Source organism: Methylorubrum rhodesianum (genome assembly GCF_014199985.1).
In the GTDB taxonomy this organism is placed as follows: domain Bacteria; phylum Pseudomonadota; class Alphaproteobacteria; order Rhizobiales; family Beijerinckiaceae; genus Methylobacterium; species Methylobacterium rhodesianum.
Window position 1 is genome coordinate 98,942 of record NZ_JACHOS010000013.1, and the last position, 21,273, is coordinate 120,214.

The 21,273-nt window shown below is 68.7% G+C and carries 19 protein-coding genes; 11 read left to right on the top strand and 8 right to left on the bottom strand.

Annotated features, from left to right (window positions below):
- Positions 1-30: 30 nt before the first annotated feature.
- Positions 31-1,221, top strand: a complete 1,191-nt coding sequence (gene glcE, locus HNR01_RS19100) for a glycolate oxidase subunit GlcE (protein WP_183669131.1) — start codon at positions 31-33, stop codon at positions 1,219-1,221.
- 12 nt (positions 1,222-1,233) lie between these two features.
- Here the strand turns inward: glcE and HNR01_RS19105 are convergent, their stop codons facing one another.
- Positions 1,234-2,877 (bottom strand): inorganic phosphate transporter, encoded by a 1,644-nt coding sequence (locus tag HNR01_RS19105; RefSeq protein WP_183669132.1) that lies wholly within the window; start codon positions 2,875-2,877, stop codon positions 1,234-1,236.
- A 331-nt stretch (positions 2,878-3,208) separates the two neighbouring features.
- On the opposite strand from HNR01_RS19105, the gene HNR01_RS19110 reads away from it, so the two are divergent.
- From HNR01_RS19110 to glpD, 4 genes are all read left to right on the top strand, one after another.
- Positions 3,209-3,418 (top strand): hypothetical protein, encoded by a 210-nt coding sequence (locus HNR01_RS19110; RefSeq protein ID WP_183669133.1) that lies wholly within the window; start codon positions 3,209-3,211, stop codon positions 3,416-3,418.
- A 105-nt stretch (positions 3,419-3,523) separates the two neighbouring features.
- The gene (locus HNR01_RS19115) at positions 3,524-3,709 is read left to right on the top strand and encodes a hypothetical protein (protein WP_017483291.1); all 186 of its coding nucleotides are present in this window, start codon (positions 3,524-3,526) and stop codon (positions 3,707-3,709) included.
- A gap of 8 nt (positions 3,710-3,717) precedes the next feature.
- Complete coding sequence (locus HNR01_RS19120; protein WP_183669135.1) at positions 3,718-4,026, top strand: hypothetical protein; 309 nt, start codon at positions 3,718-3,720, stop codon at positions 4,024-4,026.
- Positions 4,023-5,537: a glycerol-3-phosphate dehydrogenase gene (gene glpD / locus HNR01_RS19125; protein WP_183669137.1), complete on the top strand. Its 1,515-nt coding sequence runs from the start codon at positions 4,023-4,025 to the stop codon at positions 5,535-5,537. Before HNR01_RS19120 ends, glpD begins: the two co-directional genes overlap by 4 nt.
- Here the strand turns inward: glpD and HNR01_RS19130 are convergent.
- The 3 genes from HNR01_RS19130 to HNR01_RS19140 form a co-directional block, all read right to left on the bottom strand.
- On the bottom strand, positions 5,525-6,958 hold the full coding sequence (locus HNR01_RS19130) for a mannose-1-phosphate guanylyltransferase/mannose-6-phosphate isomerase (protein ID WP_183669139.1): 1,434 nt from the start codon (positions 6,956-6,958) through the stop codon (positions 5,525-5,527). The two genes, glpD and HNR01_RS19130, sit on opposite strands and share 13 nt — an antisense overlap.
- 184 nt (positions 6,959-7,142) lie before the next feature.
- Positions 7,143-9,308, bottom strand: coding sequence for a methylmalonyl-CoA mutase (gene scpA / locus HNR01_RS19135; RefSeq protein ID WP_183669141.1), 2,166 nt, complete (start codon positions 9,306-9,308; stop codon positions 7,143-7,145).
- 104 nt (positions 9,309-9,412) lie between these two features.
- Positions 9,413-9,913, bottom strand: a complete 501-nt coding sequence (locus tag HNR01_RS19140) for a hypothetical protein (RefSeq protein ID WP_183669143.1) — start codon at positions 9,911-9,913, stop codon at positions 9,413-9,415.
- A 116-nt stretch (positions 9,914-10,029) separates the two neighbouring features.
- Here HNR01_RS19140 and HNR01_RS19145 point away from each other — a divergent pair, with 116 nt between their 5' ends.
- On the top strand, positions 10,030-10,965 hold the full coding sequence (locus HNR01_RS19145; RefSeq protein WP_183669145.1) for a DUF817 domain-containing protein: 936 nt from the start codon (positions 10,030-10,032) through the stop codon (positions 10,963-10,965).
- An 8-nt stretch (positions 10,966-10,973) separates the two neighbouring features.
- Here the strand turns inward: HNR01_RS19145 and HNR01_RS19150 are convergent, their stop codons facing one another.
- A complete protein-coding gene (locus tag HNR01_RS19150; RefSeq protein ID WP_017483284.1) occupies positions 10,974-11,189 on the bottom strand; it encodes a hypothetical protein in 216 nt (71 codons plus the stop codon).
- Positions 11,190-11,750: 561 nt separating this feature from the next.
- Between HNR01_RS19150 and HNR01_RS19155 the strand changes: the two genes are divergently transcribed.
- Both HNR01_RS19155 and HNR01_RS19160 read left to right on the top strand, forming a co-directional pair.
- Positions 11,751-12,896, top strand: a complete 1,146-nt coding sequence (locus HNR01_RS19155; protein WP_026105347.1) for a S1C family serine protease — start codon at positions 11,751-11,753, stop codon at positions 12,894-12,896.
- Positions 12,897-12,964: 68 nt separating this feature from the next.
- A complete protein-coding gene (locus tag HNR01_RS19160) occupies positions 12,965-13,660 on the top strand; it encodes a J domain-containing protein (protein WP_183669146.1) in 696 nt (231 codons plus the stop codon).
- A 281-nt stretch (positions 13,661-13,941) separates the two neighbouring features.
- Here the strand turns inward: HNR01_RS19160 and HNR01_RS19165 are convergent, their stop codons facing one another.
- Positions 13,942-15,426 carry a D-alanyl-D-alanine carboxypeptidase gene (locus tag HNR01_RS19165; RefSeq protein ID WP_026105346.1) on the bottom strand — a complete coding sequence of 495 codons (1,485 nt, stop codon included), beginning with the start codon at positions 15,424-15,426 and terminating at the stop codon, positions 13,942-13,944.
- 423 nt (positions 15,427-15,849) lie between these two features.
- Here HNR01_RS19165 and clpS point away from each other — a divergent pair, with 423 nt between their 5' ends.
- From clpS to HNR01_RS19180, 3 genes are all read left to right on the top strand, one after another.
- A complete protein-coding gene (clpS, locus tag HNR01_RS19170) occupies positions 15,850-16,245 on the top strand; it encodes an ATP-dependent Clp protease adapter ClpS (RefSeq protein ID WP_183669148.1) in 396 nt (131 codons plus the stop codon).
- A 22-nt stretch (positions 16,246-16,267) separates the two neighbouring features.
- Positions 16,268-18,766 carry an ATP-dependent Clp protease ATP-binding subunit ClpA gene (gene clpA, locus HNR01_RS19175; protein ID WP_017483279.1) on the top strand — a complete coding sequence of 833 codons (2,499 nt, stop codon included), beginning with the start codon at positions 16,268-16,270 and terminating at the stop codon, positions 18,764-18,766.
- A 135-nt stretch (positions 18,767-18,901) separates the two neighbouring features.
- A complete protein-coding gene (locus HNR01_RS19180) occupies positions 18,902-19,174 on the top strand; it encodes a hypothetical protein (RefSeq protein WP_017483278.1) in 273 nt (90 codons plus the stop codon).
- 15 nt (positions 19,175-19,189) lie between these two features.
- Here HNR01_RS19180 and hemA read toward each other — a convergent pair whose 3' ends face one another.
- The gene (gene hemA / locus HNR01_RS19185; RefSeq protein WP_183669150.1) at positions 19,190-20,407 is read right to left on the bottom strand and encodes a 5-aminolevulinate synthase; all 1,218 of its coding nucleotides are present in this window, start codon (positions 20,405-20,407) and stop codon (positions 19,190-19,192) included.
- 56 nt (positions 20,408-20,463) lie between these two features.
- Complete coding sequence (gene puhE / locus HNR01_RS19190) at positions 20,464-21,273, bottom strand: putative photosynthetic complex assembly protein PuhE (RefSeq protein ID WP_096487580.1); 810 nt, start codon at positions 21,271-21,273, stop codon at positions 20,464-20,466.

Here is a 21,273-nt window from a genome sequence, read left to right on the forward strand (position 1 = left end):
GCCGATAAGAAACCCCACGGGACGGAAACGATGACCTCATACGCGCCGGCCGACGAGCAGGAGGCGGCCGCCATCGTCGCGCAGGCTGCCGGCCGCTCGGAACCGCTGCGGCTCGTCGGCGGCGGCACCAAGGCGACGTTCGGCCGTCCGCCTCATGACGAGGCGACGCTCTCCGCGACCCGGCTCTCCGGCATCACCCTCTACGAGCCGGCCGAGATGGTGGTCGCGGCCCGCGCCGGTACGCCGCTCGCCGAGGTGGAGGCGCTGCTGGCCGGGCGTGGGCAGATGCTGCCCTTCGAGCCGATGGATCACCGCCCGCTCCTCGGCTCGACCGGCGAGCCGACCTTCGGCGCGGTGGCGGCGGCCAACAATTCCGGGCCCCGCCGCATCAATGCGGGTGCCGCCCGCGACAGTCTGATCGGCGTGCGCTTCGTCAACGGGCGCGGCCAGCCGATCAAGTCCGGCGGACGGGTGATGAAGAACGTCACCGGTCTCGATCTCGTGAAGCTGATGGCCGGATCCTGGGGCACTCTCGGTCTGCTGACCGAGGTGACCTTCAAGGTGCTGCCGGTGCAGGAGCAGGTCGCGACCCTGGTCCTGCCGGGCCTCGCCGATGCGGCGGCCGTCGAAGCGCTCGCCGCGGCCCTCGGCTCGCCGTTCGAGCTGACCGGCGCCGCTCATCTGCCCGCGGGGATCGGCGGCCCGGAACCGCGCACCTTGATGCGCGTCGAGGGCTTTGCGAAGTCGGTCAGCTATCGCATCGGCGAGTTGCGCCGTCTCCTGCGCCGGTATGGCGAGGCGCATGTCGTGGAGGCTGAGGAGAGCGGCGCGCTGTGGCGGGCCGTGCGCGACGCGACCCCGCTCGCCGAGCCGCGGGACGCCGCGATCTGGCGCATTTCCACCGCACCGACGCGCGGACCGGCGGTCGCCGCGGCGATCGGGGGCGAGCGCGCCGCGCGCTGGTTCTACGATTGGGGCGGCGGCCTGATCTGGCTCGCCACGGACGAAGCGGACGATGCCGGTGCCGGCGTGATCCGCGCCGCGGTGAAGGCGGCCGGCAGCGGCCACGCGACGCTGGTGCGGGCACCCGAGACCCTGCGGGCGGCGGTGCCTGTCTTCGATCCGCTGCCCGAGCCGCTGATGCGGATCACCGCCGGCATCAAGGCCGCCCACGATCCGGCCGGCATCTTCAATCCAGGCCGGATGTATGCGGGAGTCTGACGGGACGCCGCGTCAGAACACGAACCGCAATCCGGCGTAGAGCACGCCGGCCAGGACGATCGCCGCCGGCAGGGTCATCAGCCATGCGGCGGCGAGGTTGCGCACGGTGGCCCATTGCAGGCCCGAACCGTTGGCGGCCATGGTGCCGGCGACGCCGCTCGACAGGATGTGGGTGGTCGAGACCGGCAGGCCGTAGGCTTCCGCCAAACCGATGGTGCCGGCCGCCGTGATCTCCGCGGACGCGCCCTGGGCATAGGTCAGGTGCTTCTTCCCGATCCGGCTGCCGACGGTGACGACGATGCGTTTCCAGCCGACCATGGTACCGAGCCCGAGGGCCAGGGCGACCGACACCTTCACCCAGTCGGGGATGTAGCGGGTGCCGTCGTTGAGGCTCTTCTCGTAGGCCTTCAACGTCTCCGCCTCGGCGCCGGCGAAGAGACCCTCGCGCTTGGCCAGGCTGTGGATGGCATCGGAGGCGAGGAACATGTCGTTGCGCAGGTTCGGCGTCGCTTCCGCCGGGACGTGGCGGAGCGCGCCGTACGCCTTCACCTGCGTGGCAATGTCGTTCGAGAGCGCGGCCAGGGCGGCGTAGACCTCCGGTCGATCGAGCTCCTTTCGGCCCACGGCCTCGGTGATCTGTGTGCGGGCCGCGGCCGGGCTCGGAAGCGGGGCCGTCTCCGCCCGATTCCGGAAAACCGCCCAAGCGCGCTCGGAGACCTGAACGAAGCCGGGCGTCGAGGCTTCCGACATCGTGCGATTGAGCGCGTAGGCGGTGGGCGCGGCACCGATCAGGATCAGCATGATCAGGCCCATGCCCTTCTGCCCGTCATTGCCGCCATGGGCGAAGGACACGCCGCCGCAGGTCAGGATCAGCAGCGCACGGATCCAGAGCGGAGGCGGTGCGTCGCCGTCCGGCTCCCGGTACAGGGCTCGGTTGCGGATCAGGAGCCGCATCGCCAGCAGCAGCAGGCCCGCCATGACGAAGCCGACGACCGGGCTGAACAGCAGGGCGCGCAGCACGCTCCAGGCCTGATCCCATTGCACGCCGGACGTTTGAGAGCCCTCGGGGGCGAGGAGCTGGTTGGCGAGGCCGACGCCGAGGACGGAGCCGATCAGCGCGTGGGAGGACGAATTCGGCAGCCCGAGGGCCCAGGTGCCCAGATTCCAGATGATCGCGGCGATGAGGAGCGCGAAGATCATGGCGTAGCCCGCGGACGAACCGGCCTTGAGGACGAGTTCGACGGGGAGCAGCGTCACCACGCTGTAGGCGACCGCACCGGTCGAGACGACGACGCCGAGAAAGTTCAGGACGCCCGAATAGACCACGGCCACGACCGGTGGCAGGCTGTGCGTGTAGATTACCGTCGCCACGGCATTGGCGGTGTCGTGGAACCCGTTCACGAACTCGAAGGCGAGTGCGATGAGCAGTGCGAGCCCGAGCAGCACGAACGCGCCGATGGCGAGCGGAGGCTGGCCGGCCGCCCGCATGTCGGTGATCAGATTGAGGAGCGCGTAGCCGAGGCCGCCGGCGAGCACGAGGAAGAACAGGCCGATGCCGGCGGGATGGGTGCGCCGGTCCAGGTTCGGGCCTCGGGCGGGCGCTTCGGTGCGGGTCGGCGTCGAGCCGCCGCCCGTCAGGCTGAGAGCGTCAGACATGTGAACCCCGAGGACATAAGACCGCTGCGAGCGATGCAGCCCGGTCGCGGAGCGCGCCGGCTTTCGGCTGCGGATCGTCCGACGTCGGTTGACAGGACCTGCCACGGCGACGATCCACCGCCGAGCTGACAAATGTCGGTACAGCAGGCGGTTCCGTGAATTTTTGATGACAGGTGCTGCCCCAAGCTTTGCGGCGGGCTAATTCAGCTTTTCGGTGTATAAGCCTCTCTCTCGATCGGATTCGGTTCGGAGATGAATTGCTGCTCGTCCCCCTTGCGAAAGCGCGTGGCCGGAGGATCGCCGCGGGGCGGATTGTCGTACAACGTCCTCCATGTTGACGCTCGCGCTCTCGCTCGCCCTGCTCGTCGTGCTGGTCCTCATCCTCGTCCGGAGGCGGAATCTCACGATCCTGATGAGCGTGGGCAGCTTGCTCGCGGCCCTGCTGGCGATGCTCTGGCTTCAGGATCTCGGCCTCCTGCCCGGCTCACAGGGGCCGCTGACTCACACCCGACCGCAAACCGTCGACGATCTGCGCCGTTGATGAGGCGTTGGGGCGAGGCTCGGCCAGGGAACTCTCCCGGCCTTCGCGCGTCTGCCGCGTTGATGCTGGCGTCCCCGCCGAGGGCCGCCGGATTGGAGAGATCCCGTGCGCAACCTTCTTCTCTTACTGGTCATCATCGCCGGCGGCTTCGTCCTGACCGCCATGTACGTGGCGCCGAAGCAGCCCGAACTGCGCGGCTGGTACGAGACCAATGCCTGCCCGCATCTCGACCAGATCAGCCCGAAGATCTGCGAACCGATCCGTGCCGCAAGGGGCACGGACGCGATCTGAGCCGCCGCTTGCACAAGGCCTTCGATTGGTTCTTCCGCGACCGGCGCACCGGCGCCGTCGTGATCGGTCAATGGCCGAACCTGCCGCTCTGGATTTTCGCGGCGGCTTCGGCCCTGGAATGGCTGCTCGAGATCACGATGCCCGGCCTGCCGGCCCCGGTCTTCGCCGGCCTTCGCATCGTCGCGCTGCTGAGTCTTACCATCTGGGCGCTCGATGAGATCGTCCGTGGCGTCAATCCGTGGCGGCGCTGTCTCGGAGCCGTCGTGCTGATCGGGATCATCGTCAGTCTCGGTCTCAGCGGTTCGAGCCGCCTGTGAGCCAGCCCTTCGACCTCCTCGTCATCGGCGGCGGCATCAACGGTGTCGGCATTGCCCGAGACGCGTCGGGCCGGGGCTTGCGCGTGCTGCTGTGCGAGCGGGGCGATCTGGCCGAGCACACCTCCTCGGCCTCGACCAAGCTGATCCACGGCGGCCTGCGCTATCTCGAGCAGTATGAGTTCCGGCTCGTGCGCGAGGCGTTGACCGAGCGCGAGCGGCTGATGCGGCTCGCGCCGCACATCATCTGGCCGCTGCGCTTCGTCCTTCCGCACGATGCCGGCCTTCGCCCGGCCTGGATGCTGCGCCTCGGGCTGTTCCTCTACGATCACCTCGCGCGCCTGAAGGCGCTGCCGCGCTCCGAGGCGCTGCGCTTCGACCGGACCGGCGTCGGAGCGCCGCTCCAGCAGCGGCTGACGCGGGGCTTCGCCTATTCCGACTGCTGGGTCGAGGATAGCCGCCTCGTCGTGCTGAACGCGCTCGATGCGGCCGAGCGCGGTGCCGAGATCCGCACCCGCACCACGGTGGAATCTGCCCGGCGCGAGGCGGGCGGCTGGACCGTCACCCTCTACGATGCCGAGCGTCGGCAACGGGAGAGCGTGCGGGCCCGGGTCGTCGTCAATGCCGCCGGTCCCTGGGTCGGCGAGACCCTCCTGCGCACGCTCGCCGTCGAGGCCCGGCCGAAGGTTCGCCTTATTAAGGGAAGCCACATCGTCGTGCGGCGGCTCTACGACGGGGATCAGGCCTATATCCTGCAGCAGCCCGACCGGCGCATCGTTTTCGCCATCCCCTACGAGCGCGATTTCACCCTGATCGGCACCACCGACGTCGCGCATGAGGGCGGCCCCGGCCCGGTCCGGATCTCGAGCGAGGAGACGCGCTATCTCTGTGCCTGCATCAACCGCTCGTTCGAGCGGCAGATCGGCCCGGACGACGTGGTGTGGAGTTTCTCGGGGCTGCGCCCGCTCTACGACGATGCGGCCGCGAACGCTTCGGCGGTGACCCGCGACTACGTGCTGGAACTCGATCGCGAGGGGCCGCCGGTCCTCTCCGTGTTCGGGGGCAAGATCACCACCTACCGGCGGCTCGCCGAGCACGCGCTGGAGAAGCTGACGCCTCATCTGCCGGACATGAAGGCGGCCTGGACGGGAGGGACGCCCCTGCCCGGCGGCGACATGGCGGGTGCCGACTTCGATCTTTTCGTGGAGACGCTCTCAGCCGATTACCCCTTCCTGCCGGCGGCGACCGCCCGGCGCCTCGCCCGCGCCTACGGCACCCGTACCGGCCACGTGCTCGGCGATGCGCGCGCTCCGTCCGATCTCGGCGAGATCTTCGGTGGCGATCTCACCGCCCGCGAGGTCGACTACCTCGTGCGACACGAGTGGGCGCGCGCGTCCGACGACATCCTCTGGCGCCGCTCGAAACTCGGCCTCCACATGGATCGCGAGGGCGTCGCACGGCTCGGGCGCTATCTTACCGCCGCGCCGGTCGGTTCCGTCGCTCAGCGCCCGTAGACATCCTCCAGGCGGATGATGTCGTCCTCGCCGGTGTAGGAGCCCACCTGCACCTCAATCAGTTCCAGCGGGATCTTGCCGGGATTGGTCAGGCGGTGCCGCGAGCCGATCGGCAGGTAGACCGCCTCGTTCTCATGCACGAGGATGATTGAATCGTTCAGAGTCACCTCGGCCGTGCCCTTCACCACCACCCAGTGTTCGGCCCGGTGGAAGTGCTTCTGCAGCGAGAGGCGCCCGCCCGGCGTCACCATGATCCGCTTCACCTGGAAGCGCTCGCCGATATCGATGCGCTGGTACCAGCCCCAGGGACGGTAGATCCGGCGATGCGCATCCGCCTCCGGATGCGCCTTCTCGCGCAGCACGCCGACGAGATCCTTGACCTTGCCTGACCGCGCCTTCGAGGCGACCAGCACCGCGTCCGGGGTCGCGACCACCACGACGTCGTCGAGCCCGACGACGGTGGTGAGCCCGTCGCCCTCGCTGTGGACGAGGCTGCCCGTCGTCTCCACCAGCTCGACACGGCCGCGCACGGCATTGCCCTGCGCGTCGCGCTGCAGCACTTGCCAGACCGCGTCCCAGGTGCCGACATCCGACCATGCGAAGGAGACCGCGAGCACGCCGGCCCGGGTGGTGCGCTCCATCACCGCGTAATCGATCGAGGTTTTCGGCGCCTGCGCGAAGGACTCGGCCTGGAGCCGCACGAAATCGAGATCGATGGCGGCGTTGGCGAGCGCTCCGCGGGCGGCCTCCAGCACCTGCGGCGCGTAGGCCTCCAGTTCGGCGATCATCACGTCGGCACGGAACAGGAAGTAGCCCGAATTCCAGAGGGCCCCTTCCCCGATCAGCCGCTCGGCCCCCGCGGCATCGGGTTTTTCCACGAAGCGCTCGACCCGGTGAAGATCCGGCGCGTCCGGGATGGCGGCACCCTTGTGGATATAGCCGTACTCGGTCGCCGGCCGCGTCGGGGTGATGCCGAGGGTCATGATCTGGCCGAGCCGGGCGCCTAGCGCCGCCTCCAGCGCGGCGCGGGCGAAGGCGGCGGCATCCTCGATCACGTGATCGGCGGCCATCACCAGCACCACCGTCTCCGGCCCCCGCCGCGCGCCATGCAGAGCCGCCACCGCCACGGCGGCGGCGGAGTCGCGCCGCTCGGGTTCGAGGAGGATGTCGGCGGCGATGCCGCTCTGCGCGAGTTGCTCGGCGACGATGAAGCGGGATTCGGCCGAAGCGATCACGGTCGGCTTGGCGAACACGCTCCCATCGGCGACGCGGCGGACGGTGGCCTGAAAGGTCGAGGCCGCGGGATCCACGAGCGGCGTGAACTGCTTGGGCATGCTCTCCCGCGAGGCCGGCCATAGCCGCGTGCCCGAGCCGCCGCACAGGATCACGGGCAGGATCTTTTCCCGGTCCGCCTCGGCCATCGTCCAACACCTTCGAAGAACAACAGGAGCGCTGCCGAAAGCCGAACGGCCGGCGGGCGCGAACATGCCCCCGTCTTAGCCGATCTCTCCGGGCGGCACCACGCGAGGTGCGACGTCGCCTTGGAGTCAGGTAAACTGGAACGGAAGGCGGGGAGGCTGTCCCCGCCGCCTCCGGAGGCGCCGTTTACTCGGCCGCCTGCCGCTCGCCGTAGCCGAGGCGTTCATTGAGTTCGCCCAGGAGCTTCACCGCCGCCTCTGCGATCACGGTGCCCGGGGGAAAGATCGCCGAAGCGCCCGCGGCGTAGAGGGCGTCGTAATCGCCCGGCGGGATCACGCCGCCCACCACGATCATCACGTCGTCGCGCCCTTCCGCCTTCAGGGCGGCCTTCAGTTCCGGCACGAGGGTCAGGTGGCCCGCCGCAAGCGAGGAGACGCCGACGATGTGCACGTCGTTCTCCACCGCCTGCCGCGCCGCCTCGTCGGGGGTGGCGAAGAGTGGCCCGATATCGACGTCGAAGCCGAGATCGGCAAACGCCGAGGCGATCACCTTCTGACCGCGGTCGTGCCCGTCCTGGCCCATCTTGGCGACGAGGATGCGCGGGCGCCGGCCATCGTTCTCCTCGAAAGCCTCGACGAGGCCGCGGACCTTCTCCACCACCGGCGACATGCCGCCCACCTCCCGCTTGTACACGCCCGAGATCGAGCGGATCTCGGCGCGGTGACGGCCCCAGGCCTTCTCCAGCGCCTCCGAGATCTCGCCGACCGTGGCCTTGGCCCGTGCCGCGTTCACCGCCAGTTCGAGCAGGTTGCCCTCGCCGTCGGCGGCCGTCGTCAGCGCGGCGAGCGCCGCATCGACCTCGGCCTGGTTGCGCTCGGCGCGCAGGCGCTTGAGCTTGTCGATCTGCTTGGCGCGCACGTCGGCATTGTCGACCCGCAACAGGTCGATCTTCATCTCGTCGTCGGGCTTGTACTTGTTGATGCCGACGATCGTCTGGCGGCCGGAATCGATCCGCGCCTGGGCGCGGGCCGCCGCCTCCTCGATGCGCAGCTTCGGAATGCCGGCCTCGATCGCCTTGGCCATGCCGCCGAGCGCCTCGACCTCGCGGATATGCTCCCAGGCCCGCGCGGCGATGTCGTGGGTCAGCCGCTCGACGTAGTAGGAGCCGCCCCACGGATCGATGATCCGCGTGGTGCCGCTTTCCTGTTGCAGGAAGAGCTGGGTGTTGCGGGCGATGCGGGCGGAGAAGTCGGTCGGCAGAGCCAGCGCCTCGTCAAGCGCGTTGGTGTGGAGCGACTGCGTCCCGCCCTGCGTGGCCGCCATCGCCTCGATGCAGGTGCGGGTGACGTTGTTGAACACGTCCTGCGCGGTCAGCGACCATCCGCTCGTCTGCGAGTGGGTGCGCAGGGGCAGCGACTTGTCGGATTTCGGCTCGAACTCCTTGACGAGCTTCGCCCAGATCAGGCGCGCGGCCCGCATCTTGGCGATTTCCATGAAGAAGTTCATCCCGATCGCCCAGAAGAACGACAGGCGCGGTGCGAACTGATCGATGGTGAGGCCCGCGGCGAGGCCCGCCTTGATGTACTCGACGCCGTCGGCGAGCGTGTAGGCGAGTTCGAGATCCTGCGTCGCCCCGGCTTCCTGCATGTGGTAGCCGGAAATCGAGATCGAGTTGAACTTCGGCATGTTCTTCGAGGTGTAGCCGAAGATGTCGGAGATGATCCGCATCGATCCCTTGGGGGGATAGATGTAGGTGTTGCGGACCATGAACTCCTTCAGGATGTCGTTCTGGATCGTACCGGCGAGCTTTTCCGGCGGCACGCCCTGCTCTTCCGCCGCGACGATGTAGAGGGCCAGCACGGGCAGCACCGCGCCGTTCATCGTCATCGACACGGTCATCTGGTCGAGGGGGATCCCCGAGAACAGCGTGCGCATGTCGTAGATCGAGTCGATCGCCACGCCCGCCATGCCGACATCGCCCGAGACGCGCGGGTGGTCCGAGTCGTAGCCACGGTGGGTCGCGAGGTCGAAGGCGACCGAGAGGCCCTTCTGACCCGCGGCGAGGTTGCGCCGGTAGAAGGCGTTGGAATCCTCGGCCGTGGAGAAGCCGGCATATTGCCGGATCGTCCAGGGCTGGGTGACGTACATCGCCGGATAGGGGCCGCGCAGGTAGGGCGGCAGACCGGGAAACGAGGCGATCCCCTCGCAACCCTCGCGATCCTCAGGGCCGTAGAAGCCCTTCACCGGAATGCCCTCGGGTGTCATCCACGGCTCCCCGGCCGGCGGAGGCGGCGCCTTGAAGCCGTCGGTCGCGTAGGCGACGGAGGCGAAATCGGGGATCCGGGAGCTCATCGTGCGGCTGTTCCTGGCGTCGGTCTCGGCTTCGGCCGAGACGATGATTTTTTTGAGCATTATAGGCAAGCCACCAAACGCGGCTACTGTCCATAAGGCCGGTCTCACCGGCCGCGCTTGCGCCGGGCTTCTGTCACGTGACGGCGCCCCCGCGCGTCCCAGCGCACGCTCGGGGCCGGTCCCGACGGTGCCGCGAGCCAGGCCCGGCGCTGCGCGATCAGGGCTTTGAGCCGCTCGGCCCGCTTCTCGCGGCCGGCGCAGTCGCAGGGGCAATCGCAAGCGAGGTGATGCGAGCCGCCTTCACCGGAAAACAGGCTGACGAAGGCCAGCACGATCCCGATGAGGCCGACGATGCCGATGACCAGGGTCGGCCACGCGAGGCCGAGGCCGACGAGGACGGCGATGGCGGCCTTGCCCGCCAGGGTTCCGATCAGCTTCACTTTCAGGAGAGCGGCGAAGGTCGCTGCGGCCCCGGCCGATCCGCGCAGGGCTCTCAGGCTCCGCCTGCGGAAGCGCTTGCGCGCCGCCAGCGCTTCGAGCCGGCGCAACTCGCGTTCCAGCCGTCGTCGGGCGCAGGCCCGATCCTCCACCTCTGCCGCCTGCACGCCCCCTCCTCGCCCGCGTTCGACCGGTCGAAGTGTGGGACATGGCAAGCGCGACCGTCAAACCGCCGTTTTCCGACCCCGTGTCGCGGGAGGCGGCGGGCGCGACGGAGTTTGGGATGACGACGGGGCGAGCGGCGCCGAGTGCGGCACGGATCTGGCCCTTCCTGGCGGGCTTCGTCGCGGCCGAGCGCCGGGTCGGCGAGCGTGCCCGCGCCGCGGGCCGTCTGCCGGCCTTCGTCTACGAGTTCCTCCGGTTCGGGGTGAAGCAGGGCTGGGCCTGCCTCTTCGGCGGCCTGATCTGCGCCCTGCTGATCGCAACGCACCTGTTCTACCCGGCCGACGCACCGCTCTCGCGCTATGACTTCCTCACGCTCGCGGCCGTGCTGATTCAGATCACGCTGCTGGCGCTCGGCATGGAGACCTGGGAGGAGGCCAAAGTCATCGCGCTCTATCACGTCGTCGGAACGGCGATGGAGATCTTCAAGACCGGTGTCGGGTCGTGGATCTATCCGGAGGCGAGCTGGCTCTGCATCGCCGGCGTGCCGCTGTTCACAGGCTTCATGTATGCCAGCATCGGCTCCTACATCGCCCGCGTCTGGTGCCTGTTCGACTTCCGCTTCACGCGGCACCCGCCGCTGGCCCTCACGCTGCCGCTGGCGGGCGCGATCTACATCAATTTCTTCAGCCACCACTACATGGCGGACTTACGCGCGATGCTGTTCATCGCGACCGGCGTGCTGTTCGGCGCCACCGTCGTGCACTTCAAGGTCTGGCACGTGCATCGTCAGATGCCGCTTCTGCTCGGCTTCGTTCTCGTGTCGCTCTTCATCTGGCTCGCCGAGAACATCGGCACGGCGACCCGCGTCTGGCTCTATCCGAACCAGGCGGCCGGCTGGTCGCCGGTCTCGGCGGCCAAGCTCGGCTCGTGGTTCCTGCTGATGATCGTGTCCTACGTGCTGGTCACGCTGGTGAACCGACCGGAGCCGGCGCCTGAGGCCGCCTTGGCCCCCGAACGGCCCACCGGTTCGAACGCGGCGCGTCCCGCACGCTGAGAACGCGGTCAGTTGACGTAGGTGCGGATCCAGTTCGGGGAGAGGATCTCGCCCTCTTCCGTGATGATCCAGGGCTGCTGCGAGGGATCACCGAGCGCGCCCTTCGCGGCGGCAAGCGCCTCGCGCAGGGTGTCGTAACGCGCCGGCTGCGCCAGCGGAGAGGCGGCCGGCAGCGTGCGCCAAATGGTGAGGTCGGCAGGACGTTCGAGAGCTTCGGTTTCCATCTCTGGTTCTTCCTGTTCGAACCGTCATCGTCCGTGGAAGGACACCGCGACGACTGGGGCCGCCGGGACGGTATGTTCAAAGTTTCAAGGGCGATCGAAGCATCTCTGGGGCGGCTTTGCGATCAATTCGAGTGCTCGATGGCCAATCGGACACTGCGTCGTCGCAATTCCTCGCCTGTACCCTTGCCTTGGTTTTGCCAAGATTGGTTCAGGCCCACCCACGGATGCCTTCTCATCAGTAGGGTGACACTGCGTACGAAACAGTATGCAATTGGTTACTCTCGGTAAGCAGGCTTGACCGTGCGATGCCGCACCCAGCCTGCCTGTGCGGAAAAGCGGGGATTTGTTGACCGGAGGCCACACCGGACACAGCTAAGTCTCATTCTTCGGGGTCCCGCGATCTTCGTCGCCAGGAACCGGATGCCGGGGAGTATGGCGGCCTCTGTCTGAACGCGGCCCATACGTTCGGTGCGGGCGACGGACGCGCGAGGGTCGGACGAAGAAGGCCTGAGCGGCGGGCAGGCGCTCGCGCGAGGCGTGGGTCAACGGTTGGGGTTGTCGGTGCCGGATCGTTTTGTGCGGATCGCCTTGGGCGTGACTCTGGGGCTGCTGATCGCCTTCGTGGCGCAGCCCTACATCCTCGCCTTCCTCTACTCGGCGGACGCGCCACGCTCGGTGACCGCGCGCGGCGACCTGTCGGCGGCGGAGAAGACCACCGTCGATCTGTTCGCCCGGGCCTCTCCCTCCGTCGTGCACGTCTTCGCCCAGGCGGCGGCGCAGGGGCGTGGCCTGATGGAGCCGGACGACGAGTTCGGACAAGGGGAGCAGCAGCAGGGCTCCGGCACGCAGACCGGCACCGGGTTCGTCTGGGACGCGGCCGGGCATGTCGTGACCAACAACCATGTGGTCGAGGCGGCGACGAAGGGGGGCGGCTCGATCTCGGTGCGGCTCGCCTCCGGCGAGGTGGTGAGCGCGCGGGTCGTCGGCACCGCGCCGAGCTATGACCTCGCCGTGCTCCAACTCGGCCGCGTGGCCAAGATGCCGCCGCCCCTGGCCGTCGGAACCTCGGCCGACCTCAAGGTGGGGCAGTCGGCCTTCGCCATCGGCAATCCGTTCGGCCTCGACCACACCCTGACGACCGGCGTCATCAGCGCGCTCCAGCGGCGCCTGCCGACGCAGGAGGGCCGCGAGCTGTCGGGCGTGATCCAGACCGATGCGGCGATCAATCCCGGCAATTCCGGCGGGCCCCTCCTCGATTCCGCGGGCCGGCTGATCGGCGTGAACACGGCGATCTTCTCGCCCTCGGGCGCCAGCGCCGGGATCGGCTTCGCGGTCCCGGTCGATGTGGTCAACCGGGTGGTCCCCGACCTCATCAAGAACGGCCGGGTGCGCAATCCCGGCATCGGCATCATCGCCGGCCAGGAGGCGACCGCCGCCCGGCTCGGCATCGACGGCGTCGTGGTGCTGCGGGTGCTCCCGGGCTCACCGGCGGCGCTGGCCGGCCTGCGTGGCGTCGATCCCCGGACCGGCGACATCGGCGACGTCATCGTCGGCGCCAATGGCCGCCCGGTCCACCGCCTGTCGGACCTCACCGCCGTGGTCGAGGAAGCCGGGCTCGATCGTCCGGTCACGCTGCTGGTGGAGCGCGACGGCCGGGTGCGGACCGTGCGGCTCAACACCGCCGATGTGGCGCAGACGCGGCTGTGATCCTGCGCACAGGGGCGTTCACCGGATGAGCGCTTTACCCGCGGGCCGAACCGGCCGATGAGCGAGGAATGCTCCTCGCCCTCGGCCTTCTGGCGCTCATCGGATTCTGGTGGCTCGGCCGCCGCAACGGGCGCCTGCCCTTCGGCCTGACGCCGAGGCTGCTGGCCGGCTACGCCCTTCTGGCGACGGCCTTCGTGCTCTCGCTGCGCGGCAGCTTCCTCCCCGCCCTGCTGCTCGGCGCCGGGGGGCTCTGGCTGACGGAGGGAGAGGCGGGCGTGATCCGGCGGGTCCGCGCGTGGCGCGGGCACCCGGAGCCGCGACTCGTGCGCACGGCCTCGCTCGAGCTCGCGCTGCGCTTCGACGGCGCCCCGCTGGACGGAACCCTGTTCGTCGGGCCCTTCGCCGGGCGCCCCCTGTCGGCGGTGCCGACGGAGGCGCTGATTGAACTGACGATCCTTCTGCGCCCGCACGATCCCGAGGGCACGCGCCTGTTAGAGGCGTATCTCGACCGCCGGCAGTCCGGCTGGCGTGTAGACGCTGATGGCGACGGATACCCGCGGTCGGGCGGCGCGGCGAAGCCAGGGACGATGACGGAGGAGGAGGCTTATCAGGTCCTGGGGCTTGAGCGCGGGGCGCCCCTGGAGGAGGTCCGCGCGGCTCATCGGACGCTGATGAAGCGGCTGCATCCCGACCAGGGCGGCAGCGTCGAGCGGGCGGCGCGGGTGAACGCGGCGCGTGACAGGCTGGTGAACCGACATCGCTAGAACTCCACGCGCGTTGTCAGGATTTTTTACGCGAACCGATTTTGATGGCCGCTTTGCGCGGCTCGTATGAGGAGCGACGGCCCGCCGGACAGAGCGGGTCGCGCACCGTGCGGTGTCATTGGGCTTCCGGTTGATCGCTCCGGCTTTCTCCACACGCCGTCATCGCGTGCGGAAGTGAGGCGATCCGGAGCACGACGTCTCCGGAAAGGTCTGCGCCCTGGATCGCTTCGGCCTCGCCTCGCGGCGACGGAGGGCAAACCGAAGCGATGGCGAGATAAAGCTCAGCTGCGGGTGGCGAAGCAGTTGAAGCCGTTCTTCTTCAGCGCGGTGCAGGCATCCTGCGCGGTGCTCTGCTCGGAGAAGCCCGAGAAGCGGGCCCGGTAGAGCGTGGTGCCGCCATGGGTCACGCGCACCGTGTAGGGGGCGGCCTTGGACAGCATGCCGGTGCGGCTGCGGGCATCGGCGAGGATCGACTTCGCCTTGTCCTCGTCGTCCATGGCGCCGAGCTGGATCACCCAGGGGCTCGGCGTGACGGGCTTGGCACCGTCGCTGCGGGCATCCTTCGGCGGACCCTCGGCGCGGGAGGCGACGCCCTCGACGGCGGGCAGCCGGGCGGTCGACTTGCCGCCGGCGCTCGGGAACGGCGCCTGGCTCGCCGCACCGGCATAGGCCTGGGCAGCGCTCGGCAGCGCCTGCAGGCCGGCGCGGCGCGAGCCCGGCGTCGTCGTGGGCGGCCGGATGTCGAGCGGGGCTGTGCTCGTGGAACTCGTGGTCTCGACCGCGTCGTCGTCCGCCGAGGCGAGGACGGTGCGGGTGCGGGACTCGGCCTCGGCGACGACCGCCGGGCGGCCGCGCTCGGCGACCTCGACGACCGGCGACGTCTGCCGCGCGCCGGCATAGGCCCGCGGCAGGTTGGCCCGGACCAGGTCGGCCATGATCCGGTCGCGGCTCGCGCCCGACTTACCCCCGAGCACGATCGCCACGATCTGCCGGTCGCCGAGCTTGGCCGCCGTCATCAGGTTGAAGCCGGAATCACGCGTGTAACCGGTCTTGATGCCGTCCACACCCTCGACATTGCCGAGCAGCCGGTTGTGGTTGCCGATGGTCCGGCCTCGGAAGGCGAAGGAGCGGGTCTGAAAGTAGCGGTAGTAGCGCGGGAAGCGGTCCTGGATCGCGCGGGCCAGGATGGTCAGGTCGTGGGCGGTGGTGATCTGGTCGGGGTCGGGCAGGCCGGAGGCGTTGGCGTAGTGCGTGCGGCTCATGCCGAGCGCCTTGGCCTTGCGGGTCATCATCTCGGCGAAACGCGGCTCGGAGCCGGCGATGTTTTCGCCGATGGCGCAGGCCACGTCATTGGCCGACTTCGTCACGAGTGCCTTGATCGCTTCCTCGACCGTCACGGTCGAGCCGGGGCGCAGGCCGAGCTTCGACGGCGCCTGGGCGGCGGCGTTGGCCGAGACGGTCAGCGGCGAGTCGAGGTCGTAGCGGCCCTTCTCCAGCTGCTCGAACAGCATGTAGAGGGTCATCACCTTGGTGATCGAGGCCGGATGGCGCAGAGCGTCCTCGTTGACCGCGTGCAGCGTGCGGCCCGACTTCACGTCGACCACCATGGCGGCGTAGGGCGGGTTGTAGCCGCTCACCGCCTTGCGCGCGTGGCCTCGGCGCTTGGCCTCGGCGGGATCGGCCACCGCGACGAGAAAACTCGTCGCCAGGAGCAGCACGGCGACAGCGCGGGACCCCGTGGCGGGCCGGCCTTCTACGCGACGCATCTCGAAACCTTCGCCTCGACAGTCGGACCCTTCGAGCCCGGCTGGCACCCTTCACGGACACCGCCACCGGGTCCGCAATCTCTGGCGAGGACGGTAGGACGAACGCGGTTACGCGGCCGTTAATGCGGCCGCAGGGACGTTCGAGATCGTCCTTTTGCCACAGGGGTTAAGCCGATCTTGACGAAACCCGCCCGTCATCCGTCCGCACCGTCTCGCAGAGCGCGTTGGACGCCGTACCGGCCCGCTCTGCGGGACGGTCTGTCACGATCATGCGGCGGCAAAGTGAGGACGGACGGGGCCGGACAGTTTCACGCACCTCACTGGCGCAGTCGCCGATCGGCCTATAGATTGCGTCTCGAGCACCGCGCCCCTCGCCGGGACGGTGGTGCCGAAGTCTGCCAGACCAGGGTCGCTTCGATTCAGATGTCTTTCAAGCAGATCCAGAACGACGTGCAGGAGGCGGGTCGGGGACGGGTTCCGGTGCGTGCGGCTTCGACCCCACGCAATCCGGGCGACGACGATCGTTCAGGCACCGCGATCATCACCCGGACCAAGCCGCGGGCGAAGCGGCCGAGCCTGTACCGTGTCCTGCTGCTGAACGACGACTACACGCCGATGGAATTCGTCGTGCATGTCGTGGAGCGCTTCTTCAACAAGAGTCACGAAGACGCCTATCAGATCATGATGCACGTCCACCACAATGGCGTGGGGGAGTGCGGCGTGTTCACCTACGAAGTCGCGGAAACGAAAGTGACGCAGGTGATGGATTTCGCCCGCAAGCACCAACATCCGCTTCAGTGCGTTATGGAAAAGAAATAGGCATCCAGCGAAGGCCAGAGCATTGCCAAGCTTCTCACGCAGCCTCGAGCAAGCCCTCCACCGCGCCCTGGCCCTGGCCGGAGAGCGCCGCCACGAATACGCGACCCTCGAACATCTCCTGCTCGCCCTCGTCGACGATCAGGATGCCGCCGCCGTGATGCGGGCCTGCAACGTCGAGATTGACGTGCTGCGCCGCAATCTCGTCGAGTACGTGGATACCGAACTCTCCAATCTGACGGGCGATGGGCGTCAGGACGCCAAGCCGACCGCCGGTTTCCAGCGGGTGATCCAGCGCGCGGTGATCCACGTGCAGTCGTCGGGCCGCGAGGAGGTCACCGGCGCCAACGTGCTCGTCGCGATCTTCGCCGAGCGCGAGAGCCACGCCGCCTACTTCCTGCAAGAGCAGGACATGACCCGCTACGACGCGGTGAACTACATCAGCCACGGCATCGCCAAGCGGCCGGGCGCCTCCGAGGCCAAGCCCGTGCGCGGTGCCGAGGAGGAGAGTGCCTCCGAGCGCCCCGGCAGCGAGGACGGCGAGGCGCGGCCGAAGAAGAAGGGCGACGCGCTGGAGGCCTACTGCGTCAACCTCAACAAGAAGGCGCGCGACGGCAAGATCGATCCGCTGATCGGCCGCCATTCCGAGGTCGAGCGCACGATCCAGGTGCTCTGCCGCCGCCAGAAGAACAACCCGCTCCTGGTGGGCGATCCCGGTGTCGGCAAGACCGCCATCGCCGAAGGCCTTGCGCGGAAGATCATCCAGCACGAGGTGCCGGAAGTTCTGGCCGACGCGACGGTCTTCTCCCTCGACATGGGCACGCTGCTCGCGGGCACCCGCTATCGCGGCGACTTCGAGGAGCGCCTCAAGCAGGTGATGAAGGAGATCGAGGCGCATCCCAACGCCATCATGTTCATCGACGAGATCCACACCGTGATCGGTGCGGGTGCAACCTCGGGCGGCGCGATGGATGCCTCGAACCTGCTCAAGCCGGCGCTCGCCTCCGGCGCGCTGCGCTGCATCGGCTCGACCACCTACAAGGAGTACCGCCAGTACTTCGAGAAGGATCGCGCCCTGGTGCGCCGCTTCCAGAAGATCGACGTCAACGAGCCGTCGATCCCGGACACGATCGAGATCCTCAAGGGCCTCAAGCCCTACTTCGAGGAATTCCACAAGCTCAAGTACACCACCGATGCCGTGAAGGCGGCGGTGGAGCTGTCGGCGCGCTACATCAACGACCGCAAGCTGCCGGACAAGGCGATCGACGTGATCGACGAGACCGGCGCCTCGCAGATGCTGGTGCCGGAGGCGCGCCGCAAGCGCACCATCGGCGTGAAGGAGATCGAGACCACGATCGCCACGATGGCGCGCATCCCGCCGAAAACCGTGTCGAAGGACGACGCGGTGGTGCTCAAGAACCTGACCGAGAACCTGAAGCGCGTCGTCTACGGCCAGACGAACGCCATCGAGGCGCTGACCTCGGCGATCAAGCTGGCGCGTGCGGGTCTGCGCGATCCCGACAAGCCGATCGGTTCCTACCTGTTCGCGGGCCCGACCGGCGTCGGCAAGACCGAGGCCGCCAAGCAGCTCGCCGCCTCGCTCGGCGTCGAAATGCTGCGGTTCGACATGTCGGAATACATGGAGCGCCACACCGTCTCGCGGCTGATCGGCGCCCCGCCCGGCTATGTCGGCTTCGACCAGGGCGGTCTGCTCACCGATGGGATCGACCAGCACCCGCACTGCGTGCTCCTGCTCGACGAGATCGAGAAGGCGCATCCGGACCTGTTCAACATCCTGCTGCAGGTGATGGACCACGGCAAGCTGACCGACCACAACGGCAAGCAGGTCGATTTCCGCAACGTCATCATCATCATGACCTCGAACGCGGGTGCCTCCGATCTGGCGAAGTCCGCCTACGGCTTCACCCAGAACAAGCGCTCGGGCGATGACGTCGAGGCGATCAACCGTCTGTTCGCGCCGGAATTCCGCAACCGCCTCGACGCGATCATCTCGTTCGGCCACTTGCCGAAGGAGGTCGTGGCCAAGGTCGTCGACAAGTTCGTGCTCCAGCTCGAGGCCCAGCTCGCCGACCGCAACGTCACGATCGAGCTCTCGGACGAGGCCCGCGACTGGCTCGTGGAGAACGGCTACGACGATGCGATGGGCGCCCGGCCCATGGCCCGTCTGATCCAGTCCACGATCAAGACGCCGCTCGCCGACGAGGTGCTGTTCGGCCGTCTCAAGGACGGCGGCGCGGTCAAGGTCGTGCTGAAGAAGCCGGAGGGCGAGGACGGCAAGGGTGAAACCGGAAAGGGCAAGGGCGAGCTCGGCTTCGAGTTCCCCGCCGGCCCGGTCACGCCGAAGCCGGAGAAGGACGTCACCAACGCCACCAAGCGCAAGCGCTCCAAACCACGCTCGGCGCCGCGCAAGAAGGCGACCAAGCGTGACGGCGGCCCGTCCGGTGGGGGCTCATCGGGCGGCGGCTCGGTCCGCACCGTGCCGAAGGTCCCGCTCAAGGTCTGACGGAACGAGGCCGCTCACGCGCAAGAGTGAGCGGCCTTCGAGGCCGGTGCGGGTTGCGTTCCCGTGCCGCCTCCCGGATATGGACGGCGCCGCGCTCTGTGAGAGGTCGCGGCATCGGCCAGCAATGGGGGTAGCATGACGAGCGACGCGCAGGAGGAGCCCCTCACGCCTGTCGCGCCACAGCCGGTTTCGCCCCGGCCGAAGCCGCTGACGTCCCGCGAGAGACGACGCCGTCGCCGCAAGGCTCGCCACCGCGGCGAGGAGATCCTCGGCTGGATTCTGGTGCCGGTGATTCTGTTCGGTCTGTTTTGGGGCGTGAACGCGGTGCTGGAAGCGATGGGCACCAGCCCCGGCGTGGTGTGGGATCAGCTCATGCAGGTGAAGGCCGCGCTCGAGAAGAAGATGTAGCCCGAGCGCCGTTCCCTACTCCGCCGCCGCCTTGCTCAGGCCGATCCGCCGCCAGATCGTGCTCAGCGCGTCCACGAGGTGGTCGATGTCGGCGTTGGAGTGCAGCGGCGAGGGCGTGATGCGCAGGCGCTCGGTTCCTCGCGGCACGGTGGGATAGTTGATCGGCTGGACGTAGATTCCGAACTCGTCGAGCAGAGAATCGCTGATCGCCTTGCACAGCACGGGGTCGCACACCATCACCGGAACGATGTGGCTCTGGTTGGCGAGCGTCGGGATGCCCGCCGCGTCCAGCGCCTGCCGCACCCGCGCCACCCGCTCCTGATGGCGGGCGCGCTCGACGCCGCTCGCCTTGAGATGGCGGATGCTGGCGGCGGCGCCCGCCGCGACCGCCGGTGGTAGGGAGGTGGTGAAGATGAAGCCCGAGGCGAAGCTGCGCACGAAGTCGCACAGCTGGGCCGAGCCGGTGATGTAGCCGCCGTGGACGGCGAAGGCCTTGCCGAGCGTCCCCTCGATCACGTCGAGCCGGTGGGCGAGCCCCATCCGCTCCGAGATGCCGCCGCCCCGCGCCCCGTAGAGGCCGACCGCGTGCACCTCGTCGAGATAGGTCAGCGCCCCGTGGGCCTCGGCGACATCGCAGATCTCGTCGATGGGGGCGATGTCGCCGTCCATGGAGTAGACCGACTCGAAGGCCACGAGCTTGGCCCGGCCGGGCTCGATCAGGGCGAGCTTGCGGTCCAGATCCTCCGGATCGTTGTGGCGGAAGATCTGGCGCTCGGCCCGGCTCGAACGGATGCCCTCGATCATCGAGGCGTGATTGCCCTCGTCGGAGAACACGACGCAGCCCGGAAGCTTGGAGGCGAGGGTGCCCAGCGCCGCCCAGTTCGAGACGTAGCCGGAGGAGAAGATTAGCGCCGCCTCCTTGCCGTGGAGGTCGGCCAGCTCCTGTTCCAGCAGCACGTGGTAGTGGTTGGTGCCGGAGATGTTGCGGGTGCCGCCTGCCCCCGCGCCGCAGCGGTCGATCGCCTCGTGCATCGCTCGCAGCACGGAAGCGTGCTGGCCCATGCCGAGATAGTCGTTGGAGCACCAGACGGTGACCTCGCGCTCGCCCCCCGGGCTGTGATGTGTCGCGTAGGGAAAGCGCCCGGCCTGACGTTCCAGATCGGTGAAGACGCGGTAGCGCCCCTCCCGGTGGAGACCGGTGATCGCGCTGCCGAAGAACGCCTCGTAGTCCATAACCGTCCTCCCCGATGGAAATCCCGGCGGCGGGTGGATCTCGCGTCCGCCTCACCTCATTCGCGTGGCACCGCGGCCGTGTCCTGCACCTCCGCGGACGCCGGGGCCGTGCGGCCCGGCAGGCTCCAGTTCCACAGCGCCGCCGAGGGCAGAGGCAGCATCAGGAACCAGTGTTCGAGGGTGGCCAGGGCCGCGAGCGCCGCGAGAAGGCTCAGGCCCGTGACCGCCTGCGGAGCGGCCTCCGCCGAGAGGGCGCCGCGGGCGAGCAGCACCGTCGCCGCCGTGCCCAGCGTCACCGAGACCGGAAACAGCGGGTTCATCGGCCGCCGGCTCAGGTAGCAGGCGAGATAGCCGAGATGCGAGGGCAGGAACTCGGCGTGGAGGTTGCGCACACCGAGGAACAGGTTGAGCCGGGCCGAGGCGTTCATCAGCGCGAGCAGGGCGTAGGTCCACAAAGCCACCCTGTTCCCCTCCCCCCAGGTCAGGCAGAGAATGGCGAGCCCGCCGAGCAGGATCGCGAAGTCGTGCCAGAGGCTGGTGGCGAGTGCCGCGAAGAAGCGGTCGAGCCCGCGCAGGTTCGGCGCGCAGGCCATAGGCTTCGGGCCGGAGACGAAGCCCATGTAGTAGCTCATCTCCTGCCAGCCCCAGACGACCACCGCGGCGGTGAAGCCGATATAGGCTCCCGTCTCGGTGTCGTCGTCCGCGACAGCGCCGATCGCCCAGAGCGCCCCGGCCAGCACGGCGCTCGCCGCGACCATGCTGCGGGGATGCGTCCGCCGCGGCAGGTGCTGGAGAACCAGCACCAGACCGGTGGCCGACCACCACAGCAGGACGGCGTAGAGCGCCGGGGCGGCATAGGCTCCCAT

What these genes read in the sequence shown, in the direction of transcription:
- glcE (WP_183669131.1), top strand. Translation starts at nt 31, where the DNA reads ATGACCTCATACGCGCCGGCCGACGAGCAGGAGGCGGCCGCCATCGTC.
- HNR01_RS19105 (WP_183669132.1), bottom strand. Translation starts at nt 2,877, where the DNA reads ATGTCTGACGCTCTCAGCCTGACGGGCGGCGGCTCGACGCCGACCCGC.
- HNR01_RS19110 (WP_183669133.1), top strand. Translation starts at nt 3,209, where the DNA reads ATGTTGACGCTCGCGCTCTCGCTCGCCCTGCTCGTCGTGCTGGTCCTC.
- HNR01_RS19130 (WP_183669139.1), bottom strand. Translation starts at nt 6,958, where the DNA reads ATGGCCGAGGCGGACCGGGAAAAGATCCTGCCCGTGATCCTGTGCGGC.
- scpA (WP_183669141.1), bottom strand. Translation starts at nt 9,308, where the DNA reads ATGAGCTCCCGGATCCCCGATTTCGCCTCCGTCGCCTACGCGACCGAC.
- HNR01_RS19145 (WP_183669145.1), top strand. Translation starts at nt 10,030, where the DNA reads ATGACGACGGGGCGAGCGGCGCCGAGTGCGGCACGGATCTGGCCCTTC.
- HNR01_RS19150 (WP_017483284.1), bottom strand. Translation starts at nt 11,189, where the DNA reads ATGGAAACCGAAGCTCTCGAACGTCCTGCCGACCTCACCATTTGGCGC.
- HNR01_RS19160 (WP_183669146.1), top strand. Translation starts at nt 12,965, where the DNA reads ATGCTCCTCGCCCTCGGCCTTCTGGCGCTCATCGGATTCTGGTGGCTC.
- HNR01_RS19165 (WP_026105346.1), bottom strand. Translation starts at nt 15,426, where the DNA reads ATGCGTCGCGTAGAAGGCCGGCCCGCCACGGGGTCCCGCGCTGTCGCC.
- clpS (WP_183669148.1), top strand. Translation starts at nt 15,850, where the DNA reads ATGTCTTTCAAGCAGATCCAGAACGACGTGCAGGAGGCGGGTCGGGGA.
- HNR01_RS19180 (WP_017483278.1), top strand. Translation starts at nt 18,902, where the DNA reads ATGACGAGCGACGCGCAGGAGGAGCCCCTCACGCCTGTCGCGCCACAG.
- hemA (WP_183669150.1), bottom strand. Translation starts at nt 20,407, where the DNA reads ATGGACTACGAGGCGTTCTTCGGCAGCGCGATCACCGGTCTCCACCGG.
- puhE (WP_096487580.1), bottom strand. Translation starts at nt 21,273, where the DNA reads ATGGGAGCCTATGCCGCCCCGGCGCTCTACGCCGTCCTGCTGTGGTGG.